Origin of the sequence: Pseudomonas helvetica (assembly GCF_039908645.1) — a bacterium.
In the GTDB taxonomy this organism is placed as follows: domain Bacteria; phylum Pseudomonadota; class Gammaproteobacteria; order Pseudomonadales; family Pseudomonadaceae; genus Aquipseudomonas; species Aquipseudomonas helvetica.
Genome location: NZ_CP150917.1, coordinates 4,774,653 through 4,792,126, shown reverse-complemented (window position 1 = coordinate 4,792,126; position 17,474 = coordinate 4,774,653). Strand labels below are relative to the sequence as shown.

Here is a 17,474-nt window from a genome sequence, read left to right as displayed (position 1 = left end):
CATGGAGTTTAGAAGTGCTATCGCTGAGCATCCATGCGGCATGCTCCCTACTTTGTGTAGGAATTAAGTGTTTTCTGTGGGCAATAAAAAAGCCCTGATCAAATCAGGGCTTTTTGGTTTTTCGATCTACCGGTTCAGATACAGAGCGGTAAATCGCGGCAAGCGCCCGTGGAGTCTCAATAAAGTCTGAATTTCTAGCTAGAAGTCATTCATCTTTCGGCCAAATCCTCAGTGCAACATCGGCGAGCAATTCGCCTCGCGCTGAAATTTCTAGTTCGTCCCACTTCAGTTTCGCAATCAACGGGATGTTGAGACGAAGGCTCGTGTTCGCAATTAGCTTGTCACGCTTAACTAGAAAGTCGCAGTGTTGCGCTGACCGATTCACACTCAGATTCAGTAGGGTTAGGTTGCCCAAGGTTGGAATAGTGTCGTAACGCTCACGAATAAGTTGCTGCCTGAGGCTCAGTGAGCCTCCAGAGCGCAAGATAATTTCAATATCTGCTTCATCGTTATTCGCAGCTGTACTGCCGTCATTTAGGGGCCAGTTGGAGTGCCAGCTTCGTGGCATTATGTGATCGATATCGAGGTTTGATAGATCAGGGAGCCCGGGCTCCTCACTCTTGACAGATAGTCGTAACGCTCCCTCTAGCTCGGTCAGTAACGAGCGCGTTTTGGCCGCATCAAGTCGGCCGGGGTAAAGTGGGGAGCAGATGCACGCATTGCGAAATTCTGAGTTTTCGGGCCAGCGGGAAGCATCTCCTTTGAGTGTACAAAGGTAATTTCTTAGCTCCTCGCTCGATATGCCCGCCTTCGTCAAATGACGTAGAACAGCCAAAAACACGTTGTTGTAGTTCTTCGGGGTAAGGCCGCATACCGCCCGGCGCACAACGTAGGACACTAGGTCATTGAACATTCGTGTCTTTTCTGAATCGGTGATCTCAGCTATTGAAATTAGCAAAGTCAGTGGGTGTAGCGTGGTGACATCATAGGCAGCAATTCGGCAGCCTAGACGAGCGATAGGTGAAGAGCCTGACATGCCTATCAAATCGCGATAGTGCTCAGCATATTGGTTTAAGGTCACCAGCTGCCGATCTGCCGTTTTGGGTGGAGTGCTAGCGGCAGCGTAACGTCTGTATTCGTTGTACAAACGGGACAGGTCAATCTCGCTACCCATCTCGGCCTGAAGGGTCGAGTGAATCAACCATTCCAGCCGTGGCTTATTGATGCGGCCGCGTCGCTGTTTGGTCGACCAGTAGTCTGATTCGAAGGGCAACCATTGAGTGTTGTAGAGCGCCCCTGCATCCACGCCGTCGTGATCTGCACGCATGAAGATATAGTTGCGGATTAAATCGGTCGCGTGCAATTCGGCCCCTCGGCCGTTGAGGGTCTCAAAGATAACCTGGGCGTCGTCCTCGGCTTCCAGTGAAATGCTGACCAGTTTTAGATCTTGCAGGACTGCCATGATGAGTGCTTCGGCGTAACTCGGTTCTTGACCGTCTCCAGAACGGATCCACTGGCTGAACTCCGTGGTAAAGAACCAGATGGCAGCCAGTGATGGCGGATGATCATAGTGTTTACGCAGGGTGCCATGCTGAGTGAAGTGCGCTGAAAACTCTTCGCGGAAATCTTCTAGGCGCTTGATTGCTAGGCTCTTTTCGAAGTGTGGGCGATCCCGAAATGTGGGCCACAGCTTGAAGCGCTCCATCTGCGGATTGCGCATGGTTTCTTCGTTGGTGTTTTGCATGCAGGCGATGACGCTTGGCTCAAAAACTTGCATGTCGGTTGCGCGCAGGGCGAGCAGCAGGGAGGCCAGAATGTATTGGAGCGTCGTCAAGCGTTGTTGGCCGTCGATGATGTGCAAGGTGTCGACCCCCATCAGCCCATGTTTAGCTTGAGGCTCCAGGACAACGGCACCCAAAAAATGCGGCGTGATGTTCATTCCCAGCACGCGGGCATTGGCTTTCTCTTGAATGTCCTGCCACAGGGCGGCCCATTGGTTCCGCTGAGTCCACACATATGCTCGCTGGTAGAAGGGAACACAGTATTGGCGCCGGTCTTGGAAAATTTGGCGCACGGTGAGTGTTTCGGATTTCATGGCCTCCCCTTTTGGTAGTCGCCGCATTCTGGCGTGTGATTCCTATGGTGTCACTTGGCACACATGCTGACCGGTGGATTGGCGGCCAGTCCGCTGAGCGGTCGGGAGGAATGCGGACTGCACGTAATTGGACGTTATGGTCAATCAGGCCCCACACCCGAAGCGGGGGGGGGGGGGGGCAGTGATCGCTCGATGCGCTGCGGCTACCGGAATAACACTCTGCGCTATACCAAATGCCATGGAACTGGCTGAGTGGGAGAGCAGGGGAATTGAAAGGAGCGGTCAAGCAGGAGACGTTGCAGGCGCTGGTCGAGACCGGCACGGCGCAGGAGTTTCGCGTGTTGCGAGAAGGCGAGGCCTGGCGCCTGGAGTTACACCTTGGGGTGAAATGGCTGCCGGTACGCTCGCTGCGGGATCTGGTTTGACTGTGGCGCTCGCTGACAGCAGTAGGGCGGTTTTGCGAAGGGGTAGGGATTATAAAGCCCTTGACGGTCGAGCGTTGAGCCAGCTGCGCTACCGCTCACGTGCCCGCCAAAGCTCCTCAATATCGAGATCGTCCAAAGCTTCGCGCATACGACGGAAAGCATTATCCGAAAAGCGCGGAATTTTCGTCGATCCGAACTCGAAGACGTGGCGGCAGGTCACATCCGCGTCTATCCCCAGATGCGCTCGTAGCGCCCGCGCCTTAGGCTGGGTTAGCCCAAGCTTCTGAGCCAGGTCTGCTGCCCCGAGATAGAACTTCTTCTGAAGATCTAGCTCGCGAACCGCCGCTGCGTCGGCAGGGTCATCCCCTCCAATATAACGGACAGGTGCACCCTCCTTCTTGGTGAAATGAACGACCAGGTTCACTCCCTCACCATCCGTGTGCGTACCCACCGTAGACAGACGGGGAAAGACCTCAAGGAGGTCATGCCCTGCACGCACGGCCTTCTCGATACGGTCGATGTCACGCTCAGATATGACCACCTCTTCCACGGCAATCGATTCCATCGCAAGCAGGGAACGAATCCGCGCACGGGCTTCATCCCGATGTCGACGCCCAGGCTCCAGCAACTCTCGGATCAAACGATATTCCCGATCTACCAGGAACTCGAAATCACCCGGAGGCATAGTCGAGACCGGCAGAACCCGAGCCGGGATATGCTCAATCAGGGCATCCTGCAAGGCTCGCTGAAGATAGGCATCAAAAGCCGTGATCAGTGCTCGCGTATTGAGATAGAGCAGATCCTCCGCAACCAAAATGATCCAGTGCTGGGCCGCATCGCGCAGGCTGTCAACAGCGCGCATAACGCCCGCTTCCTCTGCTGTCAGGCCAAAGTGTGCTGTACAGAGCCCGAGGCACTTCTCAAAGGTGATCGAGCGCCCCGCCTCTTTGTCGAAGACTTTGGCCTGGTTCTGCACCAATACGGCCTTTAGCAACATCTCACAGGCATGTTGGAGATGCAGCAGCACCGTAGTGATACGCCCATCGTCATCGAAGCTATTGAACGCCTGCATCCCTGTACGAAGAGAACTAAGTGCCTTGGTTTTTAAGGTGCGTGAGTCTCGAACCAGCTTCATAAATCGCCCCCCTTCACTGGTTGTAGTGGCTGTCAATCCATCACCACTACGTCGATATGGCTTTGTCTCATATCGATAGTTAACATCAATGTTAGGTACGGGTGTACGTCAATCCAGAAAATGGTCAAACTTCCCTTCAGAAGAGGCTACTGAGCCCAACTGACTTCCTCACTGCAACGGAATATGCGCCCTCTATCAGGCCGTAAGGGAATGGACTATCCCAGCCCCGATAGGCACACCACATCAATAAGTTAAATAGCTCTCGAAAAGCCTATACTGCCGACCGAAAGCTGTTAGTCACGCATTAAGGCCTACCCATGAGCCCCGCAAAAATTCAAGACCAAAGCCAAGTCAAATGGATTTCCGACTTCATCTGGAATATCGCCGATGATCGACTGCGCGATGTGTACGTGCGCGGCAAATATCGCGACGTCATCCTCCCATTCACAGTACTGCGGCGACTAGATGCCGTGCTGGCTTTCACCAAGGACGCAGTTCTTAAGCAAAAGAAATTCCTCGACATCCACAACGTCGCCGAGCAAGACGGCGCGCTGCGCATGGCAGCCGGGCAGGCTTTCTACAACGTCTCCGAGTTCACGCTGGCCAAGTTGAAAGCTAGCGCGGCAGGGCAGCGGCTTCGCGATGACTTCATCGATTACCTGGACGGGTTCTCGCCCAACGTGCAGGAGATCCTCGCCAAGTTCAACTTCCGCAATCAGATCCAAAAGCTCGTGGACTCTCACGTGCTCGGCTATTTGATCGAGGACTTCCTTGATCCCGAGGTCAACCTTTCGCCATTACCAGTCAAAGATGCTGATGGGCGCTTCAAGCTCCCGGCGTTGGACAACCACGGCATGGGTACTGTGTTTGAGGAGTTGATCCGCCGCTTCAACGAAGACAACAATCTTGAAGCCGGTGAGCACTACACACCACGCGACGTGGTGCAACTCATGGCGAAGCTGCTGTTTCTGCCGGTGGCCGACCATATCGAATCCAGCACCTACTCACTTTACGATGGCAGCTGCGGTACAGGCGGTATGTTGACCGTTGCCGAAGAAGCTTTGCAGGAGCTGGCAGAGGAATACGGCAAGGAAGTGTCTATTCACCTATTTGGTCAGGAAATCAGCGACGAAACCTACGCTATCTGCAAGGCCGACTTGCTTCTGAAAGGTGAGGGCGCAGAGGCCGAGAACATCGTCGGTGGCGCGGACAAATCCACCCTGTCCGCCGACCAGTTCCGCAGTCGCGAGTTCGACTTCATGATCTCCAACCCGCCGTATGGCAAGAGTTGGAAGACTGACCTAGAGCGGATGGGTGGCAAGAAGGAATTCAACGACCCGCGCTTCATCGTCAACCATAGCGGAGATCCTGAGTTCAAGCTCATCACCCGATCGAGCGACGGCCAGCTCATGTTCTTGGTGAACAAGCTACAGAAGATGAAGCACAACACGCCATTGGGCAGCCGTATCGCCCTTGTCCACAATGGGTCTGCACTGTTCACGGGCGATGCAGGTCAGGGCGAAAGCAATATCCGCCGCTGGATGCTGGAAAAAGATTGGCTGGAAGCCATCATCGCGCTACCCCTCAACATTTTCTACAACACTGGCATCGCCACCTATATCTGGGTGTTGGCCAACAAGAAAACCGAGCATCGTAAGGGCCGTGTGCAGCTGATTGACGCCAGCAAGTGGTTCGAGCCGCTGCGCCGCAATCTTGGCAAGAAGAATTGCGAACTCTCCAATACCGACATCCAGCGCATCCTGGGCTTGTATCTCGGCGAGCCTCAGGACACCCCGGATTGCAGGTGGTTTGACAATACCGACTTCGGCTACTGGAAGATCACGGTTGAACGCCCGCTGCGCCTCAAGAGCCAACTCCGTTCAGACAGCATAGAAACCCTGCGCTTTGCATCGGGTGATGAAGCCCTTCGCGCCGAAATCTACACCACGCATGGCGACAAACTTTACACCGAATTCGGCAAGCTCAAGCCAGCCATCGAGGCGTGGTTGAAAGGAGAAGACGAAAACGAAGAAGACGACGACAGCGAAGATGATGACAGTGAAAGCAAAGTAGCCAAGAAGGCTGTACCGTCAAAGCGCCGCAAGAAATTGCTCGACTCGGCGACCTGGTTGCGTGACAAGGGGCTAATCGAGCTGGCCTTGCTGGCGCAAAACGAAATCGGGCAGGCCGTATTCGATGATCACAACGAGTTCCGCACCCGCTTCGAAGCCGTAATGAAAGCGCACAGCAAGAAGCTGGGCGCGCCTGAGAAAAAAGCTATTTACAAGGCTGTGAGCTGGCGAGACGAAACCGCACCTCCTGTTATTGCCAGACGCACAAAACTAAAAGCTACTGATGTCGTTGTGGCGAATAATGATGGCCGTTACCTGGTAGGGGAAGACAAGTACCGCGAGGTTGTCGAATACGAGTCCGACACCGACTTGCGCGATACCGAGCAGGTGCCTCTCAAGGAGCTAGGCGGCATCGGTGCGTTCTTCGCGCGGGAGGTGCTACCGCACGCACCTGATGCCTGGATTGCGATGGACAAGACTCAGATCGGCTATGAAATTTCGTTTGCCCGCTACTTTTATGAGCCGATCCCGCTGCGCACGCTGGATCAGATTCGCGCTGACATCCTCAAGCTAGAGCAGCAGACAGAGGGCTTACTGCACAAGATTGTGGGAGGCGCGTAATGGTGATGGCGAGTTCCTACCCGAGATACAGAGAATCGGGCCTGCCTTGGATGCCCAAAGTGCCAGAAGACTGGCAAGTGCTGCGCAACGGTCGTCTGTTCGGCCATCGCGTGGAAACGGGTTTCCCTGACCTTCCCATTCTAGAAGTGTCCCTGCGTACCGGCGTATGCGTGCGGGACATGGAAAACTTGAAGCGCAAGCAGGTGATGAGCCAGAAGGAAAAGTACAAGCGGGCGGTTAAGGATGACCTCGCCTACAATATGATGCGCATGTGGCAAGGCGCGGTCGGCCCCGCGCCAGTAGATGGGCTGGTCAGCCCTGCATACGTGGTGGTCAAGCCTTACCCGGAGGCCAACAGCCACTATTTCAGCTATTTGTTTCGCACAGCCGCTTACATGCATGAGGTCAACAAGTTCTCACGTGGCATCGTGGCTGACCGCAATCGTCTGTATTGGGAATCCTTCAAACAGATGCCGTCGCCTGTACCGCCGCGTCCAGAGCAAGACCAGATCGTCGTCTACCTGCGTGCTGAGGATGCTCACATTGCCCGTTTCATCAAGGCCAAGCGCGACCTTATCGCGCTGCTGACCGAGCAGAAGCTGCGCATCATCGATCGTGCCGTGACGCGAGGGCTTGATGCCTCGGTCGTCTTGAGGCCGTCCGGCATCGAGTGGCAGGGGAATGTGCCCGAGCATTGGTCAATCAAACCCCTAAAGCGATGGGTTCGCTTGAATGCGAGCACATTGGGAGAAAAGACGAATCCGGATTTTGAGTTCCGCTACGTCGACATCGGGGCAGTAAAGACTGGCCGGCTAGCAAAGGAACCGGAGCGACTCCGTTTTGACAATGCCCCGTCGCGAGCGCGCAGGGTGCTGCGTCGCGGCGACACAATCATCTCGACCGTTCGCACATACCTGAAAGCCATCTGGTACGTCAGCGAAGAAGCCGACGATCTAATCGCTTCAACTGGTTTCGCGGTGTTGACGCCCGGACGGGAGGTTGAACCCGAATATCTCGGCTATGTGATTCAAAGCACTAGCTTCGTCAATCAGGTCACTGCCAATTCAATCGGAATTGCCTATCCAGCGATTGCAGAGACCGTGCTAGGCAGGTTCCCTGTTGCGATGCCTTCGACATTAGAAGAGCAGCAGGTGATCCTTGCATACATCAAGGCCAAAAGTGCGCCCCTAGATCAAGCCATCGATCAGGCACTCACTGAAATTAAGCTGATCCGCGAGTACCGCGACCGGCAGATTGCTGACGTTGTTACCGGTAAGGTGGACGTACGTGGATGGCGGCCCGGCCCAGACGACATAGTGAGCGACGAGGAGTTAGTCGCCCTGGGGGATGAGGATGACAGCGTGAACGAAGAGGAGGATGGCGATGTCAAAGACTGACACCAGCGAGCGTTGGTTCGAGGCGCGCATCGTGCGTGGCCTGACAGGCGCTCCGCAGCCGGAGTACAGCCATGAGCTGGCCCCCACGGACTTCGCCGCCACCCATAACGGTTACGTGCAGGGCAAACCCACGGACTACAACCGCGATGTCGCGTTGGACGTCCTGCAGTTGCTTGCCTTTCTTCAGGCCACCCAGCCCAAGGCAGTAGAAACACTGGAACTGGCAGCCGAGGGCATTAAGCGCACCCAGTTCCTACACCGCTTGCAAGGTGAGATCACCAAGCGCGGTGTGGTCGACGTGTTGCGCAAAGGCGTGAGCCACGGGCCGGTTCATGTCGACCTTTACAAGCTGCTGCCCACTCCTGGCAACGCGACGTCAGCGAAGGTTTTCGCAAAGAACATCTTCAGCGTCACCCGGCAGGTGCGTTACAGCAACGACTCCGGAAACGAGCTGGACATGGTGATCTTCATCAACGGCTTACCGGTGCTGACCTTCGAGTTGAAGAACTCACTGACAAAACAGACTCTGGCCGACGCTATCGTCCAGTACCAGACCACGCGCAGCCCACAGGAACTGCTGTTCCAGTTGGGCCGCTGCATGGCCCATATCGCGGTCGACGATGCAGAGGCAGCCTTCTGCTCCGAGTTTAAGGGTAAGGCGTCGTGGTTTCTGCCGTTCAACCAGGGCTGGAACAGTGGCGCGGGCAACCCGCCCAACCCGAATGGCCTGAAGACCGACTATTTGTGGAAGTCGGTTTTGACCCGCGAATCGCTGGCCAACATCATCGAGAGCTTCGCTCAGGTGGTGGAGGAAGAAGAAGCGGATGCCACCGGTAAGAAACGCAAGAAGAGAAAACAGATATTCCCACGCTTTCATCAACTTCGCACCGTACGCGCCCTGCTGCGCCGTGCCCGTGCTGACGGGGTGGGCAAGCGTTATCTGGTCCAGCATTCGGCGGGCAGCGGCAAGAGTAATACGATTGCCTGGCTGGCGCACCAGTTGGTGGAGCTGCGTACCGCAGCAGACCCACTCACAGCGCAATTCGACTCAATCATCGTCATCACCGACCGGCGCGCACTGGATACGCAGATTGCCCGCACCATTAAAGGGTATGACCACGTAGCATCCATCTTCGGCCACTCCGACAACGCGCAGGAACTGCGCGAATACCTGCGTCGGGGAAAGAAGATTATCGTCACCACGGTGCAGAAGTTCCCGTTCATTCTCGATGAACTGGGTGATCTCTCCGGCAAAAAGTTCGCGCTGCTGATCGACGAGGCGCATTCCAGTCAAGGTGGCAAGACCACTGCGCGCATGCACGAGGCACTGGGCGGAAAAATCGTAGAGGAAGATTTTGAAGAGGACGCCACCCAAGATGCAGTGAATGCAGAGATCGAGAAGCGCATCCAGTCGCGGAAGCTGCTATCGAACGCCAGCTACTTTGCATTCACCGCCACGCCCAAGAACAAGACGCTGGAGTTGTTCGGTGAGAAGATCGTCGTCGGCGACAACGTGCAGTTCCGTTCACCGGAGGAACTGACTTACACCACCAAACAGGCGATCCAGGAGAAGTTCATCCTGGATGTGGTAGAGAACTACACCAGCTACGACAGCTTCTACCAGGTTGCCAAGACAGTCGAAGACGATCCCGAATTCGACAAGGTGAAGGCGCTGAAGAAGATCCGCCACTACGTCGAGTCGCACGATAAGGCTATCCGTCTCAAAGCTGAGATCATGGTCGATCACTTCGTTGCGCAGGTGACGGGTAAGCAAAAGATTGGCGGCAAGGCGCGAGCGATGATTGTGTGTAACGGCATCGCGCGGGCCATCGACTACTTCCGTGAGGTGTCGGATTACCTCGCCCATATTAAGAGCCCCTACAAGGCCATCGTGGCGTACTCGGGTGACTTCGAGATCGGCGGCAAAAAGAAGACTGAGGCAGACCTCAACGGCTTTCCGAGCAAGGACATCCCGGTCAATCTCAAGCATGACCCGTATCGTTTCCTGATTGTCGCGAACAAGTTTGTCACTGGCTTTGATGAGCCCCTACTGCACACGATGTACGTGGACAAGCCCTTAGCTGGCGTGCTGGCAGTGCAGACCCTGTCACGCCTCAACAGAGCGCATCCGCAAAAGCATGACACTTTCGTGCTCGACTTCGCGGACAACGCTGAGGCAGTGAAGGCAGCATTCCAGGATTACTATCGCGCCACGATTCAGACAGGGCAAACCGACGCCAACAAGCTGCACGACCTGAAAGCCGAACTTGACGGGCAGCAGGTGTATAGCTGGCAACAGGTCGAGGACTTGGTCGCGCTTTACCTAGGCGGCGCAGATCGGGACAAGCTCGACCCAATTCTCGACACTTGCGTGGAGGAGTACCAGGGGAACTTGGACGAAGACGGGCAGGTGAATTTCAAGGGCAAAGCCAAGGCTTTTGTGCGTAGTTACGGCTTCCTTGCTGCGATCCTGAACTACGGCCACCCCGCGTGGGAGAAGCTGTCGATCTTCCTGAACTTCCTCATTCCGAAGTTGCCCGCCCCCAAGGAAGAAGACCTCTCCAAAGGCGTACTGGAATCGGTCGACATGGACAGCTATCGCGTAGAGGCCCAAGCAGCTCTCAAGATGGCGATGGACGATACCGATGCAACGGTTGATCCCGTTCCTCCGAGCGCTGGCGGCGGCAAGGGTGGGCCCGAAATCGACAGGCTGTCGAACATCATCAAGACCTTCAACGATTTGTTCGGCAACATCGGGTGGAAGGACGAGGACAAAATCCGCAAGGTCATCACCAAGGAGATTCCCGTGCGCGTGGCCCAGGACAAGGCCTACAAGAACGCGCAGGCGAACTCCGACAAGCAAAACGCTAGATTGGAACACGACAAGGCGCTCAATCGCGTCGTGCTAGAACTGCTGTCTGACCACACTGAGCTATTCAAGCAATTCAGCGACAACCTGAACTTCAAACGCTGGCTGACGGACATGGTGTTTGATGTGACTTATCAACCCCAAAATGCTGATGGAGCGCGCAGCGGTGGGCAGATTAGGGCGCGAGCCCTAAAGGTGATACAGGAAAGGTTCGGTGTTGCAGACATCTGGTCGCGAGCGGTTGATACACTTTTTGAGCGTTTAGAGAGCAGTTGTGACAGCTTGGGTCTTTCTGATCTGGTGGCAATAGAGGAGTTCAGTGGTCTGTCGGTCAGCAACATCTTGTTCCCAGTCTTGAACTTGCTGTCTACCAACGACGTGGGTCTTTTTCGTCGCGAGTTTCTTCAATTGGACGCCTCTGCCAGCAGCCTATCGATGGATTTCGACGAGGTGAGACGCATGGCGTCCGCACACCAAGAGGAAGGCGATTGGGCAGAGCGTTTGTCAATCCGATGGACTCTTCGGGATGCTGGGGGAAATATGCATGGGTGATAGCCTGAAAACATTGTTCAACTGGTTTCCGGTTTTGCGGAAGCTGTTTCAGGTAAAAACGGAGAAAGAGTTTGATGAATTTCTGGATCGTCACTTCGAAGAGTGTGTGCAGCGCATGGAGGCTGAGGCACAACACTTGAAGGTAGATGACGAAGAAAAACTGTCCGCGTTCTTGGCGGCAGCATTGAGCATGCCGGGCCTTTCTGTAGTGCGTGAGGGTTACAGCAACGGTCGCGTTGACCTGACGATCAAATCGGAGAGCATGCAGTTCCCTGAGCGACGTCTGGCTGAAGCAAAGATTTATGCGGGGCCTGCTTATCATGCACAAGCTATCCAGCAACTGGTTACCCGCTACTCAACTGGGCGGCAAAGACGTGGGTATGTTGTCGAGTACGTAAAGAAGCCAGGTATCTCCGACATCGTTGTTAAACTGCGCGCCAAGGCTGATCTGGATTTGCCGGTGCATCAACAAGGAACGACATGCGATCACCGGATGAGATGGGCGTATATCAGCGATCACCGACATGAGAGCCAAGAACTAATTCGAGTTGTTCACATTAATGTGAATATTCATCGATGAATTAGAGACAGGACAGAAATAGACAGGAGGGCTGGAGGACTGCCGTTGTATTGAACCTTGCTAAAGCCTTGCTTGGCCTCCTGGGGTAAACCAGACAAAGTTCACTGCAAGCACTGGGGGGGGGTAGGCGCGTTGACTCCAAACTGAGCATCTGCAGATGGTAGGACAGGGTAAGGGGGAGGGATAGCAAGTTGTTAGAGTGATTCCTGATACACGCCGTGCTCTTCAGCCTAAAAAGTGATCCCTAGCTCAGCCTACCTAAAGAAAATCCCAGGAGACACATGGTCTACTGGGATTTCTTCTAGCCACTAACTTTGGTCGATACGTTTAACTCTGGCCGAAAGGGCAAATAACTTTGCCCAGCTACAGCCACCGTCAGGCTGCTAGATTGCTCTTGGGTCTGCGTTTTGCTCGATAAACTCACCGAACGGCCTCACTGACTCACCCATCATACGAGGTATAGGCACCATGCTTCCCGAATCAATTGCGTGAAGCCTCACGTTTCCACCGAAGCAAAACAAAAAAAGGCTGCCAGTTGGCAACCCTTTTTACAGAACCCGATTCATTTTTGATGAGGCGGGTTCAGGTTTTGATGCGACTCCACTAAAGGGAAATCAATCCCAGCTCAAAGCCCCACCAGTCTGATACTCAATCACTCTTGTCTCAAAGAAATTCTTCTCTTTCTTCAAGTCCATGATCTCGCTCATCCAAGGGAACGGGTTAGTCGTCCCTGGATACTCTTCTTTCAAACCGATCTGCGACAAACGACGGTTAGCGATGAACTTCAGGTAATCCTCCATCATCGCCGCGTTCATGCCCAGCACGCCGCGAGGCATGGTGTCGCGAGCGTATTCGATTTCCAGCTGAGTGCCCTGCAGAATCATCTGCGAAGCTTCTTCCTTCATTTCAGCATCCCACAGGTGTGGGTTTTCGATTTTGATCTGGTTGATCACGTCGATGCCGAAGTTCAGGTGCATGGATTCGTCGCGCAGGATGTACTGGAACTGCTCGGCGACGCCGGTCATTTTGTTGCGGCGGCCCATGGAGAGGATCTGGGTGAAGCCGCAATAGAAGAAGATGCCTTCCAGAACGCAGTAGTAGGCGATCAGGTTGCGCAGCAGTTCTTTGTCGGTTTCGACGGTGCCGGTTTCGAACTTCGGATCGGAGATCGAACGGGTGTACTTCAGGCCCCAGGTGGCTTTTTTCGCGACCGATGGGATCTCGTGGTACATGTTGAAGATCTCGCCTTCATCCATGGCCAACGATTCGATGCAGTACTGGTAGGCGTGGGTGTGGATCGCCTCTTCGAACGCCTGGCGCAGGATGTACTGGCGGCATTCCGGGTTGGTGATCAGGCGGTACACGGCCAGCACCAGGTTGTTGGCAACCAGGGAGTCGGCGGTGGAGAAGAAGCCGAGGTTGCGCATCACGATGCGGCGCTCGTCGTCGGTCAGGCCTTCCGGGTTTTTCCAGAGGGCGATGTCGGCGGTCATGTTGACTTCTTGCGGCATCCAGTGGTTTGCGCAGCCGTCCAGGTACTTCTGCCAGGCCCAGTCGTATTTGAACGGGACGAGTTGGTTGAGGTCGGCGCGGCAGTTGATCATGCGCTTTTCGTCGACCGCAACGCGGGCGGAAGCGCCTTCGAGTTCGGCCAGGCCTTCGGCGACGTCGAGTTTGTCGAGGGCGGCCTTGGCGCGAACGATCGCAGCCGAGTCGGTGGCGGTTACGGCGCGAGCTTCAAGGGCTGCGGCACCACCGGCGCTGTCGAGGCGGTCCATGTTGGCTTCAGTAGCGTGGCCAGCATTGGCGCCTTTGGCGACAACTTCGCCGTCTTCTTTGTCGAATTCGTCCCAGCTCAGCATGACGTGTCGTCTCCTGCGTGAGGGCCAGTCGCCCGTGTGAAAACACTGATGGTCGGTTTTTCACACGGCCCGCTGGCCGCGTTGTCTCTAAAAGGAATCGTTTGTTGCAGCAGTACGCAGGCAAAAAACAGAAATGTGTACGGGTGTCCTGAAGTCGCTAAGGGCGGAGATAACGTCGTCAGCTCCTGCGGTGGCCTCAGCGTCCTGCATCCTCCTGTAAGGGGATGTTGCAGGCCCGATTTACGGGCGCATTATAGGTGTTTTTTCACGGTTGTGGTGCGACGAAGTGGCTCAGAGAACCCTTGGCAGGGCGCGTAATCAAGGCGGAGCAAGGGTTTACAGGGCTTTGGCCGATGAAGATTTTTTTTAGCGGTTTTTGGCGACTCGACAGCGCTGATGACGTCGGTGTTTGCTGTCAAAACGCCGCAAGCCCGATGGGATGGGACTTACAGGGGAGATGGGGTGTTTTTCGGGGCGCGATTGTGTGCAGTTTCGGCTGGCAATTGTTGATCGGATGATCTGTTCAAAAAACAACCAAAAATGGCTTTTTACACTACATGTAGTGTTTTGGTCAGGATTTCTGTGTCTTCAGACACAACGACGCCCGACGAGGGTCGGGCGGTGATGTCGGGTTCGGCAATCAGCCAAACCTCAGCGTTGATGATCAGCCGTTGGAGCAGCCGTTACCCATTACGCTGTAGCGCAGAATATGCCGTTGACCTTTCGAGTCTTCATATTCCATGCGGGCCGGTACAACTTCGCAAACGCTGGGAACTTCGCTCATGGAGATAACTTTGGCGATGTCCAGGTGAGTCGAGTAAGTGTATTCCTCAACCGGTACGGTGTTGCTGGCAACATCAGTCGGGATCTCGTCTGCCATGGCGGTTGCGCACAGACTGCTGAGGGCCAGAACCAATAAAGCTTTCATTTCAATTTTACCTTTCTAAGGTCGAGTGGGGTCACGCAACCTTTTTGGGGTTGCGTGTGGAACTTGATAACTAAGTGTTGGATTAACTGCCTTCGTGGGGGCTGCAACTGGGTTAATCACGTTTGCCGTGTTGGCGAGGCTGATTTTAGGCGCCCGAGTTGCACGCATATAGGTGTGCTTTTGATAAAGACTTTTGGCATATCCTGTAACAATCCCTTAAAAACGACCTCGTATGCTTCAGGGCCGCCTTTCTCGAAATGGCTGAAAGCCAATGAAACCGCGGTGTCTGAGCGGTTCGCTCGGTAAACACGACGTTTTGTAGGGGCTTGTTACTACCATCGTCGAATGGTTCTATAGGCCCGCCTCGGGCTACAACGGGGCCATACAAAAACAACTATTCCACCGAGGTAAGAAAGATGAGTGCGGCTTCTCTGTATCCCGTTCGTCCCGAGGTTGCAGCCAACACGCTGACTGACGAGGCGACCTACAAGGCCATGTACCAGCAGTCGGTCGTCAACCCGGACGGTTTCTGGCGCGAGCAAGCCAAGCGCCTCGACTGGATCAAGCCTTTCACCACGGTGAAGCAGACGTCCTTCGACGATCACCATGTTGATATCAAGTGGTTCGCCGATGGCACCCTGAACGTTTCCTACAACTGCCTGGACCGCCATCTCGCCGAGCGTGGCGATCAGATCGCGATCATCTGGGAGGGCGATGACCCGGCCGAGAGCCGCAACATCACCTACCGCGAGTTGCACGAACAAGTCTGCAAGTTTGCCAACGCCTTGCGCGGCCAGGATGTGCACCGCGGCGACGTGGTGACTATCTATATGCCGATGATTCCCGAAGCCGTGGTCGCCATGTTGGCCTGTACCCGGATCGGTGCGATTCACTCGGTGGTGTTCGGCGGCTTCTCGCCGGAAGCCCTGGCCGGTCGGATCATCGACTGCAAATCGAAAGTGGTGATCACCGCTGACGAAGGCCTGCGTGCCGGCAAAAAGATCTCGCTCAAGGCCAACGTCGATGACGCGCTGACCAACCCGGAAACCAGCAGCATTCAGAAGGTCATCGTGTGCAAGCGCACCGGTGGCAACATCAAGTGGAACCAGCATCGCGACATCTGGTACGAAGACCTGATGAAAGTCGCGGGCACCGTGTGTGCGCCGAAAGAGATGGGCGCTGAAGAAGCGCTGTTCATCCTGTATACCTCGGGCTCCACCGGCAAGCCGAAGGGCGTGCAGCACACCACTGGCGGTTATCTGTTGTACGCCGCGCTGACCCACGAGCGCGTGTTCGACTACCGTCCGGGCGAAATCTACTGGTGCACCGCCGACGTCGGCTGGGTCACCGGCCACACCTATATTGTCTATGGCCCGCTGGCCAACGGCGCGACCACCTTGCTGTTCGAGGGTGTACCGAACTACCCGGACATTACCCGGGTGGCGAAGATCGTCGACAAGCACAAGGTCAACATCCTCTACACCGCACCGACCGCGATTCGCGCCATGATGGCGCAGGGCACCGCGGCCGTTGAAGGTGCGGATGGCAGTAGCCTGCGTCTGCTGGGTTCGGTCGGTGAGCCGATCAACCCGGAAGCGTGGGAGTGGTACTACAAGAACGTCGGCCAATCCCGCTGCCCGATCGTCGATACCTGGTGGCAGACCGAAACCGGCGCAACCTTGATGAGCCCGCTGCCGGGCGCTCATGCGCTCAAGCCGGGTTCTGCGGCGCGGCCGTTCTTCGGGGTGGTGCCGGCGTTGGTCGACAACCTGGGTAACATCATCGAGGGTGTTGCCGAGGGTAACCTGGTGATTCTCGATTCGTGGCCAGGTCAGGCGCGTACGCTGTATGGCGATCACGACCGCTTCGTCGACACCTACTTCAAGACCTTCCGTGGCATGTACTTCACCGGTGACGGCGCGCGTCGCGATGCCGATGGCTACTGGTGGATCACTGGGCGCGTGGATGACGTGCTCAACGTTTCCGGTCACCGCATGGGCACGGCCGAGATTGAAAGTGCGATGGTCGCTCACCCGAAAGTCGCCGAAGCGGCGGTGGTCGGTGTGCCGCATGACATCAAAGGGCAGGGCATTTATGTCTACGTCACCCTCAACGGTGGCGAAGAACCGAGCGAAGCGCTGCGCCTGGAACTGAAAAACTGGGTGCGCAAAGAGATCGGTCCGATTGCCTCGCCGGATGTCATCCAGTGGGCGCCAGGCCTGCCGAAAACCCGTTCGGGGAAAATCATGCGGCGTATCCTGCGCAAGATCGCCACGGGTGAATACGACGGGCTGGGTGATATCTCCACCCTGGCCGATCCGGGTGTGGTGCAGCATTTGATTGATACGCACAAGACCATGAACGTCGCGTAACAGCCGTTCTTGAGTCATCGAAAGCCCCGCCAGGTGTTGAGCCTGGCGGGGCTTTTTTGTGGTGATCGGATTGGGATCGTCGGTGGCTGTGCGGGCCTCTTCTCGGGCAAGCCTTGCTCCTGCAAATTGGTGTCGTTCGCAACTTTTTGATCGACTCAAGCCTGTAGGAGCAAGGCTTGCCCGCGATGGCGGTCTGTCGGGCACCACATCAACAACGGTGTAATCAGCAACCAATATTTATCGGCTTCTTTCGTAGGAGTCTTCCCACTGTTACCCGCCCCGCCTCAAGTAACTAAATGTGTAACCGCCCGCCCGCTTTCGAGGCGTTGGGAAACGCCAAGCCCCATTCCAGGGCCTCCTCAGGCCACCTAAAAAATAAGACACAACGCTGCGCTTGCCGGATTAGAAGGCTTTGCGAATAATAGGCCCGCAATTTGCAACATAGATCGGTTCACTGTCTTTTGCTCTTGCATGAATTTGCAGGGCTGTCAATGCGCTCGGTCGGGTTTCTCAGTGCTTCTGTAATTTGTTGTCGCATTGAAGAAATATCGGCTTCGGGCCTGTCG

At 55.5% G+C, this 17,474-nt stretch carries 9 protein-coding genes and 1 pseudogene; 6 read left to right on the top strand and 4 right to left on the bottom strand.

The window, feature by feature from the left end:
- Positions 1-205: 205 nt before the first annotated feature.
- Positions 206-2,095, bottom strand: coding sequence for a DUF262 domain-containing HNH endonuclease family protein (locus AABM55_RS22285; protein ID WP_347927777.1), 1,890 nt, complete (start codon positions 2,093-2,095; stop codon positions 206-208).
- Between the two features lie 233 nt (positions 2,096-2,328).
- Between AABM55_RS22285 and AABM55_RS22280 the strand changes: the two are divergent.
- Positions 2,329-2,598: pseudogene (locus AABM55_RS22280) on the top strand (hypothetical protein).
- A gap of 10 nt (positions 2,599-2,608) precedes the next feature.
- Here AABM55_RS22280 and AABM55_RS22275 read toward each other — a convergent pair.
- Positions 2,609-3,655, bottom strand: coding sequence for a hypothetical protein (locus AABM55_RS22275; RefSeq protein WP_347927776.1), 1,047 nt, complete (start codon positions 3,653-3,655; stop codon positions 2,609-2,611).
- A gap of 317 nt (positions 3,656-3,972) precedes the next feature.
- Here AABM55_RS22275 and AABM55_RS22270 point away from each other — a divergent pair, with 317 nt between their 5' ends.
- From AABM55_RS22270 to AABM55_RS22255, 4 genes are read left to right on the top strand one after another with little or no spacing between them, the layout of a single operon-like run.
- Entirely contained in the window at positions 3,973-6,348 is a 2,376-nt protein-coding gene (locus AABM55_RS22270; protein ID WP_347927775.1) for a class I SAM-dependent DNA methyltransferase, read from the top strand.
- A 50-nt stretch (positions 6,349-6,398) separates the two neighbouring features.
- On the top strand, positions 6,399-7,745 hold the full coding sequence (locus AABM55_RS22265; protein ID WP_347927774.1) for a restriction endonuclease subunit S: 1,347 nt from the start codon (positions 6,399-6,401) through the stop codon (positions 7,743-7,745).
- Positions 7,732-11,166: a type I restriction endonuclease subunit R gene (locus tag AABM55_RS22260; protein ID WP_347927773.1), complete on the top strand. Its 3,435-nt coding sequence runs from the start codon at positions 7,732-7,734 to the stop codon at positions 11,164-11,166. Before AABM55_RS22265 ends, AABM55_RS22260 begins: the two co-directional genes overlap by 14 nt.
- Complete coding sequence (locus tag AABM55_RS22255; RefSeq protein ID WP_347927772.1) at positions 11,159-11,746, top strand: hypothetical protein; 588 nt, start codon at positions 11,159-11,161, stop codon at positions 11,744-11,746. Before AABM55_RS22260 ends, AABM55_RS22255 begins: the two co-directional genes overlap by 8 nt.
- 614 nt (positions 11,747-12,360) lie before the next feature.
- On the opposite strand, the gene AABM55_RS22250 is transcribed toward AABM55_RS22255, so the two are convergent.
- Both AABM55_RS22250 and AABM55_RS22245 read right to left on the bottom strand, forming a co-directional pair.
- Complete coding sequence (locus AABM55_RS22250) at positions 12,361-13,608, bottom strand: ribonucleotide-diphosphate reductase subunit beta (protein WP_054593626.1); 1,248 nt, start codon at positions 13,606-13,608, stop codon at positions 12,361-12,363.
- Between the two features lie 664 nt (positions 13,609-14,272).
- Positions 14,273-14,536, bottom strand: a complete 264-nt coding sequence (locus AABM55_RS22245; RefSeq protein WP_054593625.1) for a DUF2790 domain-containing protein — start codon at positions 14,534-14,536, stop codon at positions 14,273-14,275.
- A gap of 416 nt (positions 14,537-14,952) precedes the next feature.
- Between AABM55_RS22245 and acs the strand changes: the two genes are divergently transcribed.
- A complete protein-coding gene (gene acs, locus AABM55_RS22240; RefSeq protein ID WP_347927771.1) occupies positions 14,953-16,908 on the top strand; it encodes an acetate--CoA ligase in 1,956 nt (651 codons plus the stop codon).
- Positions 16,909-17,474 lie beyond the last annotated feature (566 nt).